General features: G+C 51.3%; 17 protein-coding genes. 11 read left to right on the forward strand and 6 right to left on the reverse strand.

The genetic code is table 11. The features are described from left to right. Positions 1–32: 32 nt before the first annotated feature. Positions 33–428, forward strand: a complete 396-nt coding sequence (locus CFI03_RS03750; RefSeq protein WP_248756466.1) for a hypothetical protein — start codon at positions 33–35, stop codon at positions 426–428. Positions 429–640: 212 nt separating this feature from the next. Continuing rightward, the gene (locus tag CFI03_RS03755; RefSeq protein ID WP_280525707.1) at positions 641–2,212 is read left to right on the forward strand and encodes a malate:quinone oxidoreductase; all 1,572 of its coding nucleotides are present in this window, start codon (positions 641–643) and stop codon (positions 2,210–2,212) included. 51 nt (positions 2,213–2,263) lie between these two features. On the opposite strand, the gene CFI03_RS03760 is transcribed toward CFI03_RS03755, so the two are convergent. Further along, a complete protein-coding gene (locus tag CFI03_RS03760; protein WP_248756467.1) occupies positions 2,264–2,716 on the reverse strand; it encodes an SgcJ/EcaC family oxidoreductase in 453 nt (150 codons plus the stop codon). 125 nt (positions 2,717–2,841) lie between these two features. Continuing rightward, positions 2,842–3,687: a helix-turn-helix transcriptional regulator gene (locus CFI03_RS03765; protein ID WP_248756468.1), complete on the reverse strand. Its 846-nt coding sequence runs from the start codon at positions 3,685–3,687 to the stop codon at positions 2,842–2,844. A 122-nt stretch (positions 3,688–3,809) separates the two neighbouring features. On the opposite strand from CFI03_RS03765, the gene CFI03_RS03770 reads away from it, so the two are divergent. Further along, positions 3,810–5,132, forward strand: coding sequence for an alpha-L-fucosidase (locus CFI03_RS03770; RefSeq protein WP_248756469.1), 1,323 nt, complete (start codon positions 3,810–3,812; stop codon positions 5,130–5,132). A 62-nt stretch (positions 5,133–5,194) separates the two neighbouring features. On the opposite strand, the gene CFI03_RS03775 is transcribed toward CFI03_RS03770, so the two are convergent. Both CFI03_RS03775 and CFI03_RS03780 read right to left on the reverse strand, forming a co-directional pair. Further along, positions 5,195–6,157, reverse strand: coding sequence for an alpha-E domain-containing protein (locus CFI03_RS03775; RefSeq protein WP_248756470.1), 963 nt, complete (start codon positions 6,155–6,157; stop codon positions 5,195–5,197). Positions 6,158–6,187: 30 nt separating this feature from the next. Further along, positions 6,188–7,663 (reverse strand): circularly permuted type 2 ATP-grasp protein, encoded by a 1,476-nt coding sequence (locus tag CFI03_RS03780; protein WP_248756471.1) that lies wholly within the window; start codon positions 7,661–7,663, stop codon positions 6,188–6,190. 238 nt (positions 7,664–7,901) lie between these two features. On the opposite strand from CFI03_RS03780, the gene CFI03_RS03785 reads away from it, so the two are divergent. The 3 genes from CFI03_RS03785 to CFI03_RS03795 are packed head-to-tail and all read left to right on the forward strand — an operon-like array spanning position 7,902 to position 13,177. Next, positions 7,902–10,577 carry an ATP-binding protein gene (locus tag CFI03_RS03785; RefSeq protein ID WP_248756472.1) on the forward strand — a complete coding sequence of 892 codons (2,676 nt, stop codon included), beginning with the start codon at positions 7,902–7,904 and terminating at the stop codon, positions 10,575–10,577. A gap of 13 nt (positions 10,578–10,590) precedes the next feature. Further along, positions 10,591–11,433 carry a CheR family methyltransferase gene (locus CFI03_RS03790; RefSeq protein WP_248756473.1) on the forward strand — a complete coding sequence of 281 codons (843 nt, stop codon included), beginning with the start codon at positions 10,591–10,593 and terminating at the stop codon, positions 11,431–11,433. Then, entirely contained in the window at positions 11,405–13,177 is a 1,773-nt protein-coding gene (locus tag CFI03_RS03795; protein WP_248756474.1) for a PAS domain S-box protein, read from the forward strand. Before CFI03_RS03790 ends, CFI03_RS03795 begins: the two co-directional genes overlap by 29 nt. A 370-nt stretch (positions 13,178–13,547) precedes the next feature. On the opposite strand, the gene serS is transcribed toward CFI03_RS03795, so the two are convergent. Both serS and CFI03_RS03805 read right to left on the reverse strand, forming a co-directional pair. Continuing rightward, positions 13,548–14,825: a serine--tRNA ligase gene (serS, locus tag CFI03_RS03800; RefSeq protein WP_248756475.1), complete on the reverse strand. Its 1,278-nt coding sequence runs from the start codon at positions 14,823–14,825 to the stop codon at positions 13,548–13,550. A gap of 296 nt (positions 14,826–15,121) precedes the next feature. Next, a complete protein-coding gene (locus CFI03_RS03805; RefSeq protein WP_248756476.1) occupies positions 15,122–15,616 on the reverse strand; it encodes an 8-oxo-dGTP diphosphatase in 495 nt (164 codons plus the stop codon). 184 nt (positions 15,617–15,800) lie between these two features. On the opposite strand from CFI03_RS03805, the gene CFI03_RS03810 reads away from it, so the two are divergent. The 5 genes from CFI03_RS03810 to CFI03_RS03830 are packed head-to-tail and all read left to right on the forward strand — an operon-like array spanning position 15,801 to position 19,582. Further along, on the forward strand, positions 15,801–16,694 hold the full coding sequence (locus CFI03_RS03810) for an NUDIX hydrolase (RefSeq protein ID WP_248756477.1): 894 nt from the start codon (positions 15,801–15,803) through the stop codon (positions 16,692–16,694). After that, positions 16,691–17,263 (forward strand): NADAR family protein, encoded by a 573-nt coding sequence (locus CFI03_RS03815; protein WP_248756478.1) that lies wholly within the window; start codon positions 16,691–16,693, stop codon positions 17,261–17,263. Before CFI03_RS03810 ends, CFI03_RS03815 begins: the two co-directional genes overlap by 4 nt. Beyond that, a complete protein-coding gene (locus CFI03_RS03820; RefSeq protein ID WP_248756479.1) occupies positions 17,253–18,095 on the forward strand; it encodes a TIGR02452 family protein in 843 nt (280 codons plus the stop codon). The genes CFI03_RS03815 and CFI03_RS03820 overlap by 11 nt, the downstream gene beginning before the upstream one ends. Then, complete coding sequence (locus tag CFI03_RS03825; RefSeq protein ID WP_248756480.1) at positions 18,095–18,901, forward strand: AAC(3) family N-acetyltransferase; 807 nt, start codon at positions 18,095–18,097, stop codon at positions 18,899–18,901. Before CFI03_RS03820 ends, CFI03_RS03825 begins: the two co-directional genes overlap by 1 nt. Positions 18,902–18,922: 21 nt before the next feature. Next, positions 18,923–19,582 (forward strand): hypothetical protein, encoded by a 660-nt coding sequence (locus tag CFI03_RS03830; RefSeq protein WP_248756481.1) that lies wholly within the window; start codon positions 18,923–18,925, stop codon positions 19,580–19,582. Positions 19,583–19,624 lie beyond the last annotated feature (42 nt).

Genomic DNA, 19,624 nt, shown 5'->3' on the forward strand with positions numbered 1-19,624 from the left:
AATAGGTATAAGGGACGGAAGGAGCTCTGGACATGCGATTCATGCGGTTAGGGAAACTAGCTCTGGTCGGCGGCGGTTTGCTTGCTGCCATGTTGATCGGATTTATTGTCTTGCGGTTTGGCGGCGCGTTGTCGCAGGAAGGTAACCCGGCACCCATTTTGTCTGCTATTGCAAAGCTGGAGTATTCGGACAAGAAACATATGCGGTTTGGTACCACGGATAGAGGCAGCAGATATGTCTCCGCCAATTCCGGACAGGACCGGTATGCGCCGGTTAAAGCCTATATGAAGCAGTATGGCTGGTCGTTCAAGGAGCAATTGGGCTCCGGATTGATTTTTGAACGAAACGGACAATCTTCGGTCATAGAGACAAGACTCTATTCGAAGCATTACTTTCTCTGGGATATTCCAAATGAAGTGATAAGCTGAAGTTATAAGAAACCACGCCAAAGTTTGGGGTGGTTTTGTTGTTTTTCGGGTGGTCCCGGATCGAAGAAGTGGAGAATAGTTCAGGGAATGGTTAAAAAATCATGTGGAAATAGCGTCGATTATAGCTTCAAACTGTCGTATAATAGAACTAGACATTATATCTATTTATCAACCTGTAGCATAGAAGCAGTTCATTTTTTTGATCAGAAATGATGTGTGAGAAATTTCACGAGCGTGAAACATCCTTTCTGCAAATCGAAAGGTTAAGGACGGTTAACATGAGCAAACAAACGAAAACAGACGTAATTTTGATTGGTGCCGGCATTATGAGCGCGACTTTGGGTTCTTTGCTGAAGGAACTGAAGCCGGAGTGGGAAATTACCGTGTTCGAGCGGCGCGCAACGGCCGGCGAAGAAAGCTCCAACGAATGGAACAACGCGGGGACAGGACACTCCTCCCTTTGCGAGCTGAACTACACTACGGAGAAGGCTGACGGTTCCATCGATATTAGCAAAGCGGTCAAAGTCAACGAGGAGTTCCAAGTATCGAAGCAGTTCTGGTCTTACCTAGTGAACAGCAATCTGATCCGTAATCCGCGGGACTTTGTTGTACCCGTTCCTCATATGAGCTTTGTGCAAGGGGAAAAAGACGTTACGTTCCTGAAGAAGCGTTTTGCGGCATTGTCCGGCAATCCATTGTTTGAAGGCATGGAATTCTCCGAAGACCCTGCGAAGCTGGCAGAATGGATTCCGCTTATGATGAAAGACCGCAAGGTAAATACGCCAATTGCCGCAACCAGAATTGAGTCCGGGACGGACGTCAACTTTGGTTCTTTGACACGTATTTTGTTCAATCAATTGAAGCAGCAAAACGTGGACATAAACTACAACCATAATGTAGATGATATTAAACGTGCGAACGACGGCTCTTGGGAGCTGAAAGTGCGCAACCTGAACAGCGGCAGCTCGGAGCGCATTAATGCGAAGTTCGTCTTTATTGGCGGCGGCGGCGGAAGCCTGCACCTGCTGCAGAAATCCGGCATTAAGGAAGGCAAAGGCATCGGCGGCTTCCCGGTAAGCGGTCTGTTCATGGTCTGCAAGAAACCGGAAGTGGTGGCTCAGCACCGTGCGAAGGTTTACGGCCAAGCGCCGGTGGGCGCTCCTCCAATGTCCGTACCGCATCTGGATACGCGCGTTATCGATAACAAAGAATCGCTGTTCTTCGGTCCGTTCGCGGGCTTTACGCCTAAGTTCCTGAAATTCGGTTCCAACATGGACCTCATTACATCAGTTAAACCGCATAACTTAACGAACATGCTTGCGGCAGGCGCGAAAAATATGTCCCTGACCACGTACCTGATCAAACAGCTTATGCTTTCCAAAGAACAGCGCATGGAAGCCTTGCGCGAGTTCATCCCGAACGCAAAGAGCGAAGATTGGGAGCTGCTCGTAGCTGGCCAACGCGTACAGATTATTAAAGAAACGAATGCGGGCAAAGGTACTCTGCAGTTCGGTACGGAGGTTATCAGCGCGGCTGACGGCTCGATCGCAGCCCTTCTTGGCGCCTCGCCGGGTGCATCGACAGCCGTTTCGGTCATGCTCGAAGTGATCGGCAAATGCTTCCCGCAGCATATCAAAGAGTGGGAGCCTAAGATCAAAGAGATGATTCCGTCCTACGGAACCAAGCTTCTGCAAAACCCTGAGCTGATCCAGCAGATCAATGCAACAACAAATGCGGCTCTTGGCCTCGCAGGCAAAAAACAAACGAGCTCGGCGTTGGCATAATCATACAAACAAAGGCCATCCATTTGGATGGCCTTATTTTTATGCCTTCGCTTACGTATTGCTTTTTGGCTGAAATAGCATCCGAGTGAGCCAATTGAACTTTTTGATGCGGCAGTTGTGGAAGGCAGCGATCTTCCATTCACCGTTTTGTCTTACCAGCACGTTGGTGTTAATGGAGTCGCGGCTCGCGGGCGCTTTCTTCTGCCATCGCAGCAGAACGGCTCCTGTCGCATGCGCAATAGCCGTGTCCGGAGAAATGAAACGAAGCTTCATTTCCCGCAAATCCGCAATCATCTTGGATCCGCGCAGCGGACCGTCCCATAAAGCCTGATGAGCGCTGTCAATCTCGCTGCGTCCCTTCAGGTGCTCGCCGAAAAAAGTGACGTAGTCGGCATCCGGGGTGAAAAACTCGCTATAAGCCTTGCCGTCGCCCTGGTCCCATGCCCTGTACAGAGCCCGAAATACATTATGAATGGCTTGAATATCCTCTTGTTGACCCGGCATCTTGCATCCATCCTTCCCTTCCAGACCTTTCTCTTTGCACTGATTATAAAATAATCCTGCAGCCAGATAATCGCCCATAGGAAGGAAGCCGTCTCAGACTTTGGTCGTAACAGGAGCTGGCCTGATTAGCTGCGCTCTGCGCGCAGACGGTATTCCGTCGGGGAGCAGCTGGCTTCCTTGCGGAATGCTTTGGCGAAATGGTTCGTGTCGGGGAAGCCGACAAGCTCGGCAATTTCCTTAATCGCAAGGTCCGTTGTGCCGAGCAGGGATTTGGCCTTCTGCATCCGTTTGCGGTTCAAGTATTTGAGCGGCGAGACCGCGAAATGCTTGTTGAAATAGCGGACGAGATAGTTGGGGTGAAGATGGACATGCTTCGCAAGCTGCTCCAGCGTCAGAGCCTCGGATAGATGGGATTCGATAAAAGCTTCAATCTGCCTCAGCCTCTCGATTTCGCCAAGCCGCCCCGGCACGAATTTCAGATGCGTGTCGGACTGCGAGAGGAACAAGGCGATAATTTCGAGCAGAATGGCTTTTTCCCGTATTCTCGCCAGGTAAGAACGATTCTGATACAGCTCTACCAGCTCCCGGAACAGCTTCATTAAGCTATCCATAAGGTCGGGAGAGATGTCGAGAACAGGAGGAATCTCCAGCCACTGAAACAGATCCATTTCGCCCATCGTCGCGGTGAAGTGGCACCAATATTTTGAATAAGGACGGTCACTGACGGCGGAGTAGGATTGCAGAACGTGTGCGGGCATATGGACGAGCTGTCCGGGAACGGGGCGGTATTCCTCGTCGCCGATCTTCAGCCAGCCTTCGCCTTCGCAGATCAGATAAAATTTATTGTAGGACGGGATATAATCGAGCTCGCGCCATTGCGGCGAGCATTGCGTGTAATAAGCTTCCTCGAGATGAACCTGCAGCTGCTGAAGCATTTCGTTAAGAAACTCGTGGTTAGGATTGAGCGACATGAAGCGACACCTCGAATTAGGTTAATCTAATCCCCATACAAGCTAATTTGCTGCCTATATCATATCACAAATGACCGCTAGACTAAGGGTATAACCTAAGCTTTTGGAGGCGATCTAGTCATATGAGTCAATCTAACATAGAGCAGCGTACAGAACGGACCAAGTGGTTTCTGCAGGACCGGTTCGGCATGTTTATTCATTGGGGATTATATGCGATCCCTGCGCGCGGGGAGTGGATAAGGAACGGGGAACGGATCAGCGTCGAGGATTATCGAGTCTACTTCGACGAGTTTAATCCCGAGCGTTACGATCCGAAAGAGTGGGCCAAAGCGGCCAAAGCGGCGGGGATGAAATACGCGGTACTGACGGCCAAGCATCATGACGGCTTCTGCCTGTTCGACAGCCAGCTGACCGAGTATAAGTCTACCAATACGGCATGCGGAAGAGATCTGGTCAGAGAGTTCCTGGACGCTTTCCGTGCGGAAGGGCTTAAGGTAGGACTGTACTACTCGCTGCTGGACTGGCATCATCCGGATTATCCGGCATATGGCGACCGTCATCATCCGATGCGCGACAATGAGGAATTTAAGCGTGATCCGGAACGGCTCGCGAGCTATCTCGACTATATGCACGGCCAGGTGCGCGAACTGCTCACAGGCTATGGCAAGCTGGATATTATGTGGTTCGATTTCTCCTATGACGAGATGAAGGGCGAAGCTTGGCGCGCAACCGAGCTGATGGAGATGATCCGTTCCATTCAGCCGCATATCATCGTCGACAACCGTCTGGATGCGGGAGGAGAAGGGGGAGGATCGATCTACACGAATAATCCGAACCTGTATGCGGGAGACTTTGCCTCTCCGGAGCAGATCATTCCGCCAAGCGGCGTTACCGATAACGAAGGCAACTCCATCCCGTGGGAAGCCTGCATTACTTTGAATAATAACTGGGGCTACAGCGCGGCCGACCATACGTACAAGTCAGCCAAGACGGTTATCCGCAAGCTGGTTGAGTGCGTCAGCAAGAACGGCAACCTGCTTCTCAATGTAGGGCCTAATGCCAAGGGCGAGATTCCGCGCGAGTCATTGGACATTTTGGAGGAAGTAGGCGAATGGCTCGGCAAAAACGGCGACAGCATTTACGGCTGCGTGGAAGCCGGTCTTCCTAAGCCGGAGTGGGGCAGGTACACGCGCAAGGGGAATAAGCTATACGCGCATTTGCTTGAGGAAAGCATCGGACCAATCGGCCTCGTGGGTCTGGCCGGTCGCGTGAAGCAGGCAAGACTGCTGTCCGACGGCTCCGAAGTATTTGTCACTCGTCCTTGGAATGTCCATCTGTTCGAGAAGGATGCCTTCTTCAACTTCGCAAGACCGGAGACGGCTACTTATCCGCTTCCGGATGAGCGGAATACCGTTGTGGAGCTTACGCTGATCGACGAGGAATAGAACAAGGAGCAGCTGTTCGCACAGCTGCTCCTATTTCCTTTCCGTCCTTATTGGCAGCCCTTTCAAACCTCTACCGTAACCGGCGCTTCCTCCTGACAGCAGATATCGGCGAATAATAGACCAAGATCGCTTACGGTAAGCTGCAATTGCTGTAGGAGGAGCAATACTTCTTCCGTAATATTCTCGCCGTGGCGCTGCCTGCCCGCCCGGATGCTCGACAACACGTCGCTGGTCTGAATGGACAAATTCTTTATCGAATGATGCAGCAGCGGATTTCTCTCAATATAGCTGGCAAGCGAATTAATGCCGAACCGGATCGAACGGGGGAATTCGGCATTGAGCAGAAGAAACTCGGTTACCTCCGTCAATCGTACATGATGGGCATGAAACTTGCGGAAGGCATCGTAACCGCCGCATGATTTCAGCAGAACCAGGAAGCGGTTATAGAGGAGCTCTTCGTCCAGCAGTTTCTCGTCCTGCTGCATGTTCCGGTAGGTGGCCTGAATGATCCGGACCGTGCCGTTCATCCGCTCCACAAATTTGCCGGTCTGAATGAAGTTCCAATGCTGTCCCCGAACCATCGCGGCATCGGCAGTGCCGTTAAACAGAGCCAGCTGTTCGCTAATATGTTTATAAAACAGATAAGGAGATTGCAGCATCAGCTTGCTGACGTCCTGCTCCTTCAGCCATAAGTAGAAGGTGTTTATGATATCCCATAGCTCCCCCGGAAGCAAAGGGCGGAGAGTGCGGATATGGTTTCGAACCTGCTGTATGCTGGAGAAGATGCTGTCCGGATTCGTCCGGTCAAAGGTCAGATCATGAAGGACAACCCACTCATTGGCCGGAGTGCTCAGCTCATGGGTATGGCCGACGGCGGAAGCAAGCCGTTCCCAGGCGTAACCCTCGTCGGTTTCCATCAGCTCATGGCGCATGCTGTAGTAAATATTGATGATCCGGGCATAATTGTCGGCCCGTTCCAGGCAGCGTCCGATCAGGAACAATAATTCCGCATAGCGGTTTATCATCTCAAATCACCTCATCATTAGTTGGTGTTATTATCCAAGCACCCATGTATCCTTCGTTCCGCCGCCCTGCGAGGAATTCACGACAAGAGAGCCTTCCTGAAGGGCAACGCGGGTCAAGCCTCCGGGCACCACATAAGACGAATCGGAGCCCATAAACGTAAAGGCACGCAAATCGATGTGCCGGGGAGCAACGCGGCCGTCAGTCAGCGAAGGGCAGCAGGACAGCTTTATCGTAGGTTGGGCGATATAGCGCTCCGGATGCCGAGCGATTTTCTCCGCGAAGGCTTTAATCTCTTCTTCCGTAGCCGTAGGGCCGATCAGCATGCCGTACCCGCCCGACAAAGACCGCTCTTTGACAACCATATCGGAGAGGCGGGAAAGGACATATTCTCTTTCATGGGGCCGTGTGAGGATATAGGTTGGCACGTTATTCAGTATGGGCTCTTCCTTCAGGTAATAGCGGATCATATCCGGCACGAAGGCATATACCGCTTTATCGTCGGCAATTCCGGTTCCCGGAGCATTGGCCAGCGCGACATTGCCGGCAAGGTACGCGTCCATTAGGCCCGGTACGCCAAGCAAGGAGTCTTTGCGGAATACCTGCGGATCGAGAAATTCGTCATCGATACGCCGGTAAATGACATCTACTTGCCGCAATCCCTGGCGGCTTTTCATATATACGATGCGGTCCTTCACGATCAGGTCATTGCCTTGAACCAGCCCGATCCCCATTTCCTGCGCCAGGAAGCAGTGATCATAATAGGCGGAGTTATATATACCGGGGGTCAGCAGGACAACAAGAGGGTCTGGCTTGGAATGGGGAGCCAGGCTGCGGAGACTGCCAAGCAGGGCATTCATGCCGCGATCAATGCTGCGGACCCGATAATCGAAAAATAATTCCGGGAACAAGCTTGTCATTAAAGCCCGGTTCTTATAGACATAAGACAGGCCGGACGGTGTTCTCAGGTTATCTTCGAGTACGTAATACTCGCCGGATTTGCCGCGGATAATATCGATGCCGGATAGAGGAATGTACACGCCGCCGGGAACATCGACGCCAACCATCTCGGGCACATAATAAGGGTTGTTCAGAATCATGTCGCTTGGAATGAGCCCGTCTGACAGGATGCTCTGCTCATGATAGATATCCCGTATAAAAAGGTTTAACGCTTTAACCCGCTGCTGAAGTCCTTTGCTTAGATGAGCCCAATCCTCGGAAGTAATCATTCTCGGCAGCAGGTCGAAAGGAATCGTTCTTTCCCGGGAGGAATCCTCGGGATTGTTGCTATATAAAGTAAAGGTAATTCCTTGCGTAACCATTTCCTCCTGCATCAAACTGTCGCGGGACTTTAACTCTTCCAGCCCCATTTTGGCCAGCCGTTGCAGCATTGTCCCATAGTGAATCCTGCCTTTTCCCCGCCCCTCGAACATCTCATCGTAAAAAGCCGGATGCTCGTAATCAGCGAAGAGCTGGTTCATGTTATCCTTCATCATTAGCATGGCCATGATTCATATCCCTCCATTGTTTTTATTCCTTGGTCCATCTATTAGAGTGTCAATTTAACTAACATTTGGATAACACAGCAAGTATAGAGCAGAGGGTCACTGGATGTATGTCGAAACCCCTTGCTTAAATGTGTCTATTTTGTGACAATTTGATTTTGCATGTTTACTTCTAATTTTTGCTATATTCACTTCTTTGCTGGGATAGTAAGATATAGGAAATAAAAAGTGAGGTGCATGCATGAGGTTTACGATTCGAAGCAAGCTGCTGATCAGCTTCTTATCCGTTGCTTTTTTTGTGGCCGCGGTGAACATAACCGCGTACATTTACAACGACAAACTGAATCATTCCTTCGATAATCTCATAGACCAGCGGGTAGCCGTCCTGAATAAGGCAACGGAGATTCAGTACTTGGCCGTGCAGCAGACCAACAGTTTAAGAGGTTATCTGCTGACGCAGGACCCCGAGTTTATGGAGGAGCTGCGGACGTCGAATACCGCAATGACCGGACTTATCGGCGAGGTGGAGGATCTAATCGTCCGGCCGGAGGGTAGGGAATCCTTTCAGGAGCTGGCGAATAACGATGCTTCTTTTGTAAGAAGTTCTGAAGAGCTGCTGGCCAACCTGGAGAAGAATCATGATAAGGCGGCCGCCTTGGCTTATTTCAAAACAACCACTCTCCCGTTAGGCGAGCAGTTAGGGCCGCTCTCCCAAAAGTTTGTGAAATACCAGCAGCAGCTGCTGGAAGAGGACCGGACAAAGAACGCCTCCATGGTTGATTTCGTTAACACCTTGACGGCTATTCTTACGGTTATTACCTTTCTGTTAACCCTGCTTATCGGACTCCTGCTATCACACCGCATCACGAGCAATCTCTTCAAAATTACGAGCGTCATTACCGGATTTAATCATGATTCCAAAACATCCTCAAATATCCCGCATATCGAAGTTCGCTCCCAAGACGAGATCGGAGATATCGCCCGGTCCTTTAATGAAATGGCGATTACGCTGAATAAGTACTCCATTCTGGAGCAGGAGCAGCGCTGGCTTGAGACGAATGTTGCCGATATGGCGACCCGGTTCCAAGGCGTTAATAACCTGGAGTCTCTGGCTCAGCTGTTTATTACGGCGATTACCCCGCTGGTTGATGCCAGCTATGGCGTGTTTTATCTGAAAGACGGCACCGGCCGGCGCCATCAGTTGAATAGATTGGCATCTTATGCGTACCAGCATTCGGCTATCGGCGTAGATTTCTTCCGGAACGGAGAAGGGCTTGTCGGACAAGCTGCCTTGGAGAGCCGCACCATTCTGCTGACCAATGTACCCGACAATTACATTCAAATCACATCCGGATTAGGGAAGGCGTCGCCTGCAAGCCTGCTCATTATGCCGGTTCAGTTCGAAGGGCAGGTTATCGCCGTCATGGAACTGGCGTCGTTCGGCACCTTTACTCCAATCCAGCAATCGCTGCTGCAGCAGGTATCCACTCACTTGGGAAGCGTGCTTAGCAGTCTGCAGGGACGCATGCAGGTCGAGCAGCTGCTGGCGGAATCGCAGGTGCTGACGGAAGAACTGCAGACCCAGTCGGAAGAGCTGAGAGGCATTAACGAGAAGCTGGAGGAACAGAACAAGAATTCCGAGCAGAAGACAAGAGAGCTGGAGAAGACGAAGACCCAGCTGGAGGAGAAGGCCAGGCAGCTGTCGCTCAGCTCGCAGTATAAATCCGAGTTTCTGGCAAATATGTCTCATGAGCTTCGGACTCCGCTGAACAGTCTATTGATCTTGTCCAACATTCTGGCGACCAATACCGAAGGCAACCTAAACGATCATCAAGTGAAGTACGCCCATACCATTCATCAATCAGGCAATGACCTGCTGCAGCTGATTAACGACATTCTCGATCTGGCGAAGGTGGAAGCGGGCAAAATCGATCTCGTGCACGGCAAAGTTTGTCTTCATGAGATTAGCGAATTCGCCGAGCAGCAATTCCTTCCCGTAGCCCATCAGAAGGGACTTTCGTTTAAGACGGTAGTCGATGCCGATCTGCCGCAGTCGCTATACACGGATGAGCAGCGGTTAATGCAAATTATTAAAAACCTGCTCTCGAACGCTTTTAAATTTACCGAACGGGGCGAGGTAAAGCTGCATATTCACTACGCGCAGTCGGGATCGCGTGCAAAAGGAAGCATCGGCTTCTCTATCATCGATACCGGTATCGGTATCCCGAAGGAGAAGCAAGAGCTGATCTTTCAGGCTTTCCAGCAGGCGGACGGAACGACCAACCGGAAGTACGGCGGCACGGGGCTTGGTCTCTCGATCAGCATCAATATGGCGCAGCTGCTGGGCGGCACCATTCATGTAACCAGCGTGCCGGGTAAAGGAAGTGTATTCACGCTGACTCTTCCGAGTGAAGAGGCGTCCGAGAGCGTGGGCGGCCCATCCATCGTTCAGCAGGAATCCGCCGCGGCCGTCGCCGAGCTCATGGAGCCGGAAAGAGCTAGAGGGCCGGAAAGCGATGGCGCTGGCTTGGACGATGCGGTCTGGATAGGCAAAAAAGTATTGATTGTGGACGACGATATGAGGAACATTTATGCCACTACCATCGCCCTTGAGAGCAAGCAAGTGGAAGTGCTTTTTGCCGAGAATGGACTTTCGTGCTTAAAAGTGTTGAAGGAACATCCGGACGTGGATCTTATCCTGATGGATATTATGCTGCCTGAAATGGATGGCTACGAGACTATGCGCACGCTGCGGCAAATGCCGGGCTTTGGCGATCTTCCGATTATTGCCTTAACGGCCAAAGCGATGAAGGACGATAAGGACAAATGCCTGGAAGCAGGCGCATCCGATTACATGAGCAAGCCCGTCAAGCTGGAGCAGCTGTTTGCCCGCATCCATTCTTGGCTGAGCAGATAGGTGGTAAGGCGTCATGTGTACGAATGAGAAGGAACCAATGGATGAACTTGAGCAGCTCGAGATTGAACTGCTGCTGGAGGCGTTGTATCGGTATTACGGGGTTGATTTCCGGAACTATGTAATGCCGACGATCCGCCGAAGAGTATGGAATCGGATTCGGACGGAACGTCTGAGGACGATTTCCGGCCTGCAGGAAAAGGTGCTGCATGACCGGCAGGCGTTTAATCGGCTGGCTAATGACTTTTCCATCAATGTTACCGAGCTGTTCCGCGACCCCAGCTTCTTCAAGACATTCCGGGACAAGGTAGTTCCGCAGCTGAAGGATTATCCCCGCATCCGCATCTGGCATGCCGGCTGTTCGACCGGAGAAGAAGCCTACTCCATGGCGATGCTGCTGCATGAGGAAGGACTGCTGGAGAAGACAAGAATTTACGCGACCGATATGAACGAAGCGGTTATTGAGGAAGCCAAGCTGGGGGCCTTTCCTCTCGACCGCTTGGCCTCGTATTCCCATAATTACGCGCAGTCAGGCGGCAGGAAATCGATCAAGGAATACGTATCGGTTACGAGCGGCCGCGCGGAATTCAGTCCTTTTCTAGGGGAGAAGATTACGTTCGCCCAGCATAATCTGGCGGTAGACGAGTCCTTTAACGAATTCCATGTCATTATTTGCCGCAATGTCATGATTTACTTTAACTCTTATTTGCAGAACCGCGTGCATGAATTGTTTTATGAGAGCTTGTCCCCTTCCGGTTTCCTTGGTCTGGGGCATAAGGAGAGTATAACCTTTACCAGCTTCACAGACTGTTACAAGGAGATGGAAGCAAATGAGAAGCTTTACCGCAAAGTTAAATAGCGCCGTATCCAAGGTGAATATTCTGATGGTCGACGACCGTCCGGAAAATTTGATTGCTCTTGAAGCGATTCTGGCTTCCCCGAACTATAGGCTGTACTCCGCACATTCCGGCGAGGAAGCGCTTCGGCATGTGCTGACGACCGACTTCGCCGTTATTTTGCTTGATGTTCAGATGCCGGGGATGAACGGCTTCGAAACCGCCAGCCTGATCAAGATGAGAGAACGCTCGAAGCATGTGCCCATTATTTTTATTACGGCGATTAGTCAGGCGGCCGAGCATGTTAAGCATGGCTATTCGGTGGGGGCGATCGATTATATTTTCAAGCCTTACCATGCCGAAACGTTAAAAATGAAAATCGAGGCTTTCGTTCAGCTGTATCAATATCAGGAGCATATCAAGCTGCAGAATGAACTGTTGAAGGTTATTGGCGAAACCTCGAACGACACCATTGTCACCATTGATGAAGCCGGCATTATGCAAACCTTGAATCCCACGGCAGCGAGAATGTTTGGTTATGCTCCGGACAAGCTGGCGGGCCGTCCGATCGACGATATCGTTCCGGCTCTGTCCTCCTTCCTTCATGCCGAGACGAATCATGGCGCAAAATTAATCGAGACAACGGCGCTGCGCAAAGATTCGATCCCGTTCCCCGTGGATGTTCAGATCGGAAGGGCCAGTATCGTGGGGCAGCAGCTTTTCGTCTGCTCGATCCGCGATGTGACCGACCGCAAGATGATGGAGGAGGAGCGGTTCCGCAAAATTTTTGACACGACTCCTTGCTTAATCGCCCTGAGATCATTAAAGGATAAGCGTTATATCAATGTGAACGAGAGCCTGCTGCAAGCGATGGGCTATGAAGGGAATGAAGTCATTAATCAATCGGCGGACATGCTTCAATATATTGTAGACTCGGACGATAAGGGGGCTGAACGTCATGATCCATGGCAGCCGGCGCGTAATATTCGGATTCGGTACATGACGAAGACGGGGGACCTGCGGGACGGATTGCTTTCGAGCGAAATCATGCAGGTTCATGGCGAGGACTGCCTGCTCAGCGTGGTAACGGATATTTCGGAACGCGTGTTTTTGGAAAAGGAGATTACCCGTCTCGACCGGCTTAATATTACAGGGGAGATGGCTGCGGGTATCGTGCATGAAATCCGCAACCCGATGACGACCGTCCGGGGCTTCCTTCAGCTGTCGAGAAACAATCCGTCGAAGGAATACACCGACATTATGATTGAAGAGCTGGACCGGGTGCATAATATTGTGACGGAATTTCTATCCGTGGGCGCGCAGGCTCCAACCAGACGCAGTTCGAAGCACATTAATACGGTAATCGAGACGCTGTACCCGCTCATTCAGTCGAAAGCGTTAACCGGCAATCATGATATTTCCCTCGATCTGGGAGAATGCCCGCCGATTCAGCTCGATGAGAAGGAGATTCGTCAGCTGGTGCTTAATCTCGTATTAAACGGTCTGGATGCGATGCCTTTGGGCGGTCGTTTGAAAATCAGGACTTACTCGGACAGCAAGCAGGTCGTTATGGAGGTCAAGGACCAAGGCGGCGGCATTAAGGAAGAGTTTCTTGCGAAGCTGGGAACGCCTTTCTTCAGCACCAAGGCGAGCGGCACTGGCCTTGGCTTATCTGTCTGCTACGGCATTGCCGCCCGGCATGACGCCGTCATTAAGGTACAGACCGGCGAGCAGGGCACGACGTTTTTTGTGCATTTTAATTTGTAATAGCGGTAAAACGACAGACCTCCTGCTTGGCAGAGAGGTCTGTTCTTTGATTAGGTTGTCGCAGTCCGCCTACGTTGTACATAATGCAGTATAATAGTGCGATTTAGCTCGTTAAGCGGGAATATCCTGCACGGAATGCAGGATATTAGAGAGAAATGGCCGTGAATGGGTTCAAATCGGAGAAATATAATGCATTCTGTACAACATAATCTCCCGCTATACCGGGAATAGGTCAATATACTGCATTTCGTGCAACGTATCTCAGACTAAAATGGAACTGAGGGAGTGAGAGCAGCATAGCTAGGTTACTCGTTCGTTGCGTGACATGCAGCATAATGGTGGACTAACGCTAGAGCCGCAAGATTTAACCTCACAGTTGCAGACGCTCCATCCCGTTCATATATTTGCGAAGTGCTAACGGAATACGGATCGATCCATCCTCCTCCTGATGAGTTTCCAGCAGAGGGATGAGGATCCGCGGCGAAGCGACAGCCGTGTTATTCAGGGTATGGCAAAATCTTAGCTTGCCGTGGGCATCCCGGTAGCGGATGTTCGAGCGGCGCGCCTGGAAGTCGAGCAGGTTCGACGACGAATGGGTCTCGCCGTAAGCTTGGCGGCTTGGCATCCAGGTCTCGATGTCGAATTGCTTATAGGTTTTTTGCGACATATCTCCCGTGCATACCGCCATAACGCGATAAGGAAGCTCAAGCTGCTGCAGAAGATCCTCCGCATTTTGCGTAATCTCTTGCAGCATCCGCTCCGATGCCTCTATGCTGTCCTCGCAAATAATGACTTGCTCGACCTTCGAGAACTGATGAACCCGGTATAAACCATGCACATCCTTGCCCGCGGAGCCCACCTCGCTGCGGAAGCAGGTCGAGGCGGCTGCCAGTCGAATCGGCTTGCTGACATCCACGATTTCATTATCGTAGAACGAGATAAGGGGAACCTCCGACGTGCCAACCAGGTATTTGTCGCCGCCATCGATCCGGTAGGTCTGCTCCTCCCCAAGCGGGAAGAAGCCGGTATTAAACAGGGCTTCCTTGCGCACCATCAGCGGTACCTCTAGCAGGGTGAAGCCTCTGGCCATAAGCAAATCGAGCGCAAGCTGCTGTACGGCACGGTGCAGGGCAGCTCCGGCTCCGGTCAAATAATAGTTGCGGCTCCCGGCCGTTTTGACCCCGCGGGGGATGTTTATCATTTGGTGAAGCTCGCCAAGCTTTACGTGATCCTTGATTTCAAAGCCAAAGCCCGGCGGCTCGCCAACTCTTCTTACCTCGACATTATCCTGATCCGACTTTCCGATCGGCGTGTCCGGCGATACGATGTTCGGAACAACCTGCATAAGGTCCGCGTACTCGGCCTGAACGGCTCTCTGCTCTGTCTCCAGGCTGGCGATGCGTTGGTTAATTTCTTTCATGTGAAGCTTTTTCTGCTCCACATCCTTCTCTTCGCTGCTATAAATGGATAGGTTAATCTCTTGAATGGTCTGATTCCGTTCCTGACGCAGCTCCTCAATGTCCTGCTGCAGTCTCCGCCGCGCATCGTCCACCTCCACAAGCTGCGAAATGGAGATTGCGATCCCTTTCCGGTCTGCGACCGTTTGAACCTCTTCCCGGTTGTTTCTAATCCACTTGATGTCTAGCATGGCAACTCGCTCCTCTTCAATAAGAATACAAAAAAGCGCTCTAATCGTCCGATTGGGACGAAGAGCGCTTGTATTCTCGCGGTGCCACCCAAATTGATTAAACAGCTTTACCACTGTTTAATCCACTTAGTTCCGCGGTAACGGGCGGGTCCGGTTAACTTAGGGAGAACGGTAATTCCCCTTGACGAGAACGCCTCCGAGTTGGATTCTCTTCATCGGCCTAATTTCGTTTTAATTTTAACTAGTATAGCTTATGCTGCTATTTTTATTCAAGTGCGAATTTAAAAACCTGCGGGTTAATGCTGCTGAACAGGGGCAAGAGAGTAGAAGCGCTCGGTTTTATCCAATGTTTCTCTTACCTTCTCATCCCACACGTAGCTCAGTTCAAACGTCCCCTCCTGGAAGAAAAGCGGGAACCGGCGCGCAAACCAGCTTTGCATCGGAAGCTTTAGGGCTTCATCCTTGTTCACCCAGAGCAGCTCGCCTTCGGGCGGGCTCTCGAGCAGCGTGCCTTCAAACGAAGTCGCCAGGTAGTTGAAGACCATATATCTCAGGTTCGTGGTGGGATCGCAAAATTCCTCGAGGCCTTTATAGATGATGTCCCTTACGATTAAGCCGGTTTCTTCGCGTACTTCGCGGATGGCGCCATTCACGAGGCTTTCCGGGAAATCCACTTTGCCGCCGGGGGCGATATAGCCGGGAAAACCCTTTTGGTCTGGCCTATTGATTAAAAGTACCTTATCCTTATCTTGAACCATACACATCGTATACATTTTATAGGTAATGGACATGCTGTGCCGCCGCCTATTCTATCTAGGATTGATAGATTTATTGTACCACAGTGCCTATGCGGTACTCCTATTTTAGTTATAAATAAGTTTGCCCTTGCCGGACAGGAATCCGCTCTGCTATATTTGTTAGTAACAAATTGTTATTATCAAAATATATATAAGAATAGATGAGGGTGTGAGCAGCTTGGAACGGCTCGATTCAAACGGATTAACCGAGCGCGAATTTATGGAGCAGTATAAGCCGGGGGATTATGAGCGCCCTTCGGTTGCTGCGGACATGGTAATTTTTACGGTAACCCAAACGGAGGAAGGCAATTATCGCAAACTGCCCGAGAAGGAGCTTCGGTTGCTGCTTATTCAGCGGGGGGGGCATCCGTTTCTGGGGCAATGGGCATTGCCTGGCGGTTTTGTACGGCCTCACGAATCAACGGAAGAGGCTGCGGTCAGGGAGCTCCGCGAGGAGACGGGAGTCGATAACGTTTATTTGGAGCAATTATATACGTTTAGCGATATCGGCCGGGATCCACGAACTTGGGTCATGAGCTGCTCTTACATGGCACTGGTGAATAGCGAAAAGTTAGAGCTGAAGGCGGGAGACGATGCGGCGAACGCTGCATGGTTTAAAGTATCGTACCGGCTGATCAGGGAGCAAAAGGAGTTTTTTGAGGGCGGATATGCAAGGACGCTGCAGTATGAACTCCTTCTGAGTTCCGATTATGCAGAGCTGACGGCAATGGTGGAGCGTACGGATAGCGTTACGGAGGCAGCAACAAAAACCGCTTACAGCATAGTGAGCAACGACGGATTAGCTTTCGATCATGCCAAAATCATTGCCTATGCCATCGAACGTTTGAGAGGCAAGGTGAATTATACCGATATAGCCCTTCATCTCATGCCTAAGCTGTTTACGCTAACGGAGCTGCAGCAGGTGTATGAGGTTATTTTGGATAAAGAGCTTCTAAAGGCGGCGTTTCGGCGCAAGATTACGGATCTCGTGACGGAAACCGATCACTATACGGAAAACTCCGGTCATCGCCCATCCCGCCTCTATCGAAGAAAGATGGAGGGATTCCAATGAAATACAGCATGGAACAATTGCAGACGGAACATGCTTCCGGCAAGAGGGGTACGTTTCTGTTCTTCTGGGGGCACACGCCTTCCGAACTCGGAAAGATTGACAAAAGCTGCTTAAGCCAATGGTGGATAAGTCCATTCGTTATCGATGGGGTTCCGTATTCATGCTCCGAGCAATATATGATGGCGGAAAAAGCCCGGCTGTTTCAGGATGGGGAGATGTTGGCCGCAATCCTGCAAGCGAGAGGTCCGAAAGAGATGAAGGCTTTTGGCCGGGCAGTGAAAAACTTTGATAAATCGGTGTGGGAAAGCCGCTGCTTCGCGATTGTGAAGAAAGGGAACCTTGCTAAATTCTCGCAAAATGCTTTGCTTGGACTATTTCTAAAGTCAACGGATAACTCCATTCTGGTTGAAGCCAGCCCGCACGACAGGATTTGGGGTATAGGTATGGGGCAGTCGGATTCCAATGCAGGAAATCCGTTAGAATGGCGCGGAAAGAATTGGCTTGGATTTGCATTAATGGAAGTCAGAGATGAACTGTTTAACGAAAGAAGGGATAATCATGAACCGTAGAGAAATTGCACAGGAGACCTTACTTATCCAGCAGCAAGGCTATTACAACTATAATGGCATTCGAGTTAACATAGCGGAGGCGCAGAAGTTATCGGAGGACAAAAGCCGGCTTTTTACGCCGGAAGAGGGCGTAAGCATAATCGGTAATTTGCGGGTGCCGTTAAAGGGAGCGTCCCAACCATCTGTTTACGTCACGAATGAGGCTACTGTTCAAGCAATAATCCGCTATGCCGAAACGGGTGCCGAACGGGTCGGGGTGCTTAACTTTGCAAGCGCCAAGAATCCCGGCGGCGGATTTCTGAACGGTGCGATGGCACAAGAGGAGAGTTTGGCTGCATCAAGCGGATTATACGGGACACAACTGAGGCATCCGCGCTTTTATTCCGCCAACCGGGCTTGCCGATCCATGATGTACACCGATCATGCGATTTACTCTCCCGATGTCGTATTTTTCAGGGATACCCGATTTAACCTCATTCGTCAGCCTATACGGGCCTCGGTGCTGACCCTTCCGGCCGTAAACTACGGGCAGGTTGTGCAGAAAGGCGAGAATAAGCTTCAAGCGGAACGCGTTATGAAAGACCGCATGCGGCTGGCGTTAGCTATTTTTGCCCATCAGGGGGATACCAATCTCATTCTGGGGGCTTATGGATGCGGCGTATTCGGGAATGACCCGGTAAAAGTAGCAAATTGGTGGCATGATCTTTTGGAAGTCGAAGGTTATTGCACATGGTTCTCGACGATTACCTTTGCCGTACTTGATACGTCAAAGGACCGTAAATGCTATAACGCCTTTGAGCGGGTGTTTCGAGTAAAGGAGCAAAGATCATAATGAGCGAACACGACATTATAAAACAAACGCGGCTGCCGGTAACGGTAAGCGGCATGGTGCGTAATCTGCGTAAGCTAGGCATACGGGAGGGTGACCATCTTCTCGTTCATTCCTCCATGTCCAGCTTAGGCTGGGTATGCGGCGGCCCGCAGGCGGTTGTGCAGGCTCTGCTGCAAGCCGTTGGGGCTGAAGGCACGCTGGTCATGCCGGCGCAGTGCGGAGACTGGAGCGATCCCGCCGAGTGGGGGAATCCTCCTGTTCCGCAGGAATGGCTAGAGATGATTTACAACGAAATGCCGGCTTTTGATCCGGCTGTAACGCCAACCCGGGGGATGGGGCGTATTGCCGAGCTGTTCCGGACTTATCCGGGCACGTTAAGGTCGGAGCACCCTCAGGTATCCTTTTGCGCGAACGGCAAGTATGCCGAATATATCGTATCCGGCCATCCGCTAACGCCCCAGTTCGGGGAGGCGTCCCCGCTTGGCAAGCTGTATGCGGCAGGGGCAAAGGTGCTGCTGCTTGGCGCAGGCTTCGACTCCTGTACAAGCCTGCATCTTGCCGAGACAAGGATTGACCGCATGCCAACGAAAAAGATGGGAACGGCCATGCTGGTCGATGGGGAACGTTCCTGGCAGTGGTTCACGGATTACGCGTATGACTCGGGTGATTTCGACGAGTTTGGCGCGCAATTCCATAGCGGAGTTCAGCACGGCAAGGTAGGCCAAGCCGACTGCAAGCTGTTTGAGATGACGACAGCGGTTGATGCCGCGGTTCAGTGGCTGCCTAAGCACCGGCAATTCACTTAAAGGGAGAATGGGGGTGGCGATATGATCGAAAGATTGATGTTCAGGGCAGCGTGGAAGGACGGGCTTCAGGAGGAAGGCATGGCGGCCCTGCAGCAGGATGAGCAGGTTATCCGCCTCGTGAAGCAGGGACGTTTGATGACGGCAGCGGCTTTTTATTGGAATCATAATCTCTTTCTTTACTATGAGTGCATGGACGGCAAGCTGGCCCCAGAGGAAGTTGCCGGTGCGGCGGAGCCCTATTTGAAGGATTGGCCGGGACAGGTTGAGCCCCGCAAATGGATTCGGATGATGGATGTCTTTCACTTTAACGAACCTGCCGATCGGGAGCATTGGCTTCGCAAGAATCCGGTGGAGAGGAGAGTGGGGCGCGTTGCCCATCTGAAGCCGGAGATGATCGGCAGCTACGTGTATTACCATTACCAGCTTCAGGAGGAGCGGGCTTTCTTTGGTCCCAAGTACGAGATGATCGGAATCCACGAGAATCTCCTGTTCGGCTATCAGGAATTCCCGAATGTGACGGAGGAGCCTGTTGTGCCCGGCCGTCTCCAGACAAAGGGAACGCCGGAGAATTGGAGCGACGCGAGAATGGACCTGCATTTCCAACCGTGGGAAGACGGGCATCTGTATTTCAAACCGATTGAACGGATTTATGCGTATTACATAGGCGATATTACCGTATAGAAAATATACAGATTTTATAATCCATATCCTGTAAAATAAGAG

This window comes from Paenibacillus sp. ATY16 (genome assembly GCF_003399985.2).
GTDB lineage: Bacteria > Bacillota > Bacilli > Paenibacillales > Paenibacillaceae > Pristimantibacillus > Pristimantibacillus glycanilyticus.

Excerpts from the sequence above, each read along its gene's own strand:
- serS (WP_248756475.1), bottom strand. The coding sequence starts at position 14,825 with ATGCTAGACATCAAGTGGATTAGAAACAACCGGGAAGAGGTTCAAACG.
- CFI03_RS03770 (WP_248756469.1), top strand. The coding sequence starts at position 3,810 with ATGAGTCAATCTAACATAGAGCAGCGTACAGAACGGACCAAGTGGTTT.
- CFI03_RS03820 (WP_248756479.1), top strand. The coding sequence starts at position 17,253 with ATGAACCGTAGAGAAATTGCACAGGAGACCTTACTTATCCAGCAGCAA.
- CFI03_RS03780 (WP_248756471.1), bottom strand. The coding sequence starts at position 7,663 with ATGGCCATGCTAATGATGAAGGATAACATGAACCAGCTCTTCGCTGAT.
- CFI03_RS03790 (WP_248756473.1), top strand. The coding sequence starts at position 10,591 with ATGTGTACGAATGAGAAGGAACCAATGGATGAACTTGAGCAGCTCGAG.
- CFI03_RS03750 (WP_248756466.1), top strand. The coding sequence starts at position 33 with ATGCGATTCATGCGGTTAGGGAAACTAGCTCTGGTCGGCGGCGGTTTG.
- CFI03_RS03825 (WP_248756480.1), top strand. The coding sequence starts at position 18,095 with ATGAGCGAACACGACATTATAAAACAAACGCGGCTGCCGGTAACGGTA.
- CFI03_RS03765 (WP_248756468.1), bottom strand. The coding sequence starts at position 3,687 with ATGTCGCTCAATCCTAACCACGAGTTTCTTAACGAAATGCTTCAGCAG.
- CFI03_RS03805 (WP_248756476.1), bottom strand. The coding sequence starts at position 15,616 with ATGTCCATTACCTATAAAATGTATACGATGTGTATGGTTCAAGATAAG.
- CFI03_RS03755 (WP_280525707.1), top strand. The coding sequence starts at position 641 with ATGTGTGAGAAATTTCACGAGCGTGAAACATCCTTTCTGCAAATCGAA.
- CFI03_RS03785 (WP_248756472.1), top strand. The coding sequence starts at position 7,902 with ATGAGGTTTACGATTCGAAGCAAGCTGCTGATCAGCTTCTTATCCGTT.
- CFI03_RS03760 (WP_248756467.1), bottom strand. The coding sequence starts at position 2,716 with ATGCCGGGTCAACAAGAGGATATTCAAGCCATTCATAATGTATTTCGG.
- CFI03_RS03775 (WP_248756470.1), bottom strand. The coding sequence starts at position 6,157 with ATGATAAACCGCTATGCGGAATTATTGTTCCTGATCGGACGCTGCCTG.
- CFI03_RS03830 (WP_248756481.1), top strand. The coding sequence starts at position 18,923 with ATGATCGAAAGATTGATGTTCAGGGCAGCGTGGAAGGACGGGCTTCAG.
- CFI03_RS03795 (WP_248756474.1), top strand. The coding sequence starts at position 11,405 with ATGAGAAGCTTTACCGCAAAGTTAAATAGCGCCGTATCCAAGGTGAAT.
- CFI03_RS03815 (WP_248756478.1), top strand. The coding sequence starts at position 16,691 with ATGAAATACAGCATGGAACAATTGCAGACGGAACATGCTTCCGGCAAG.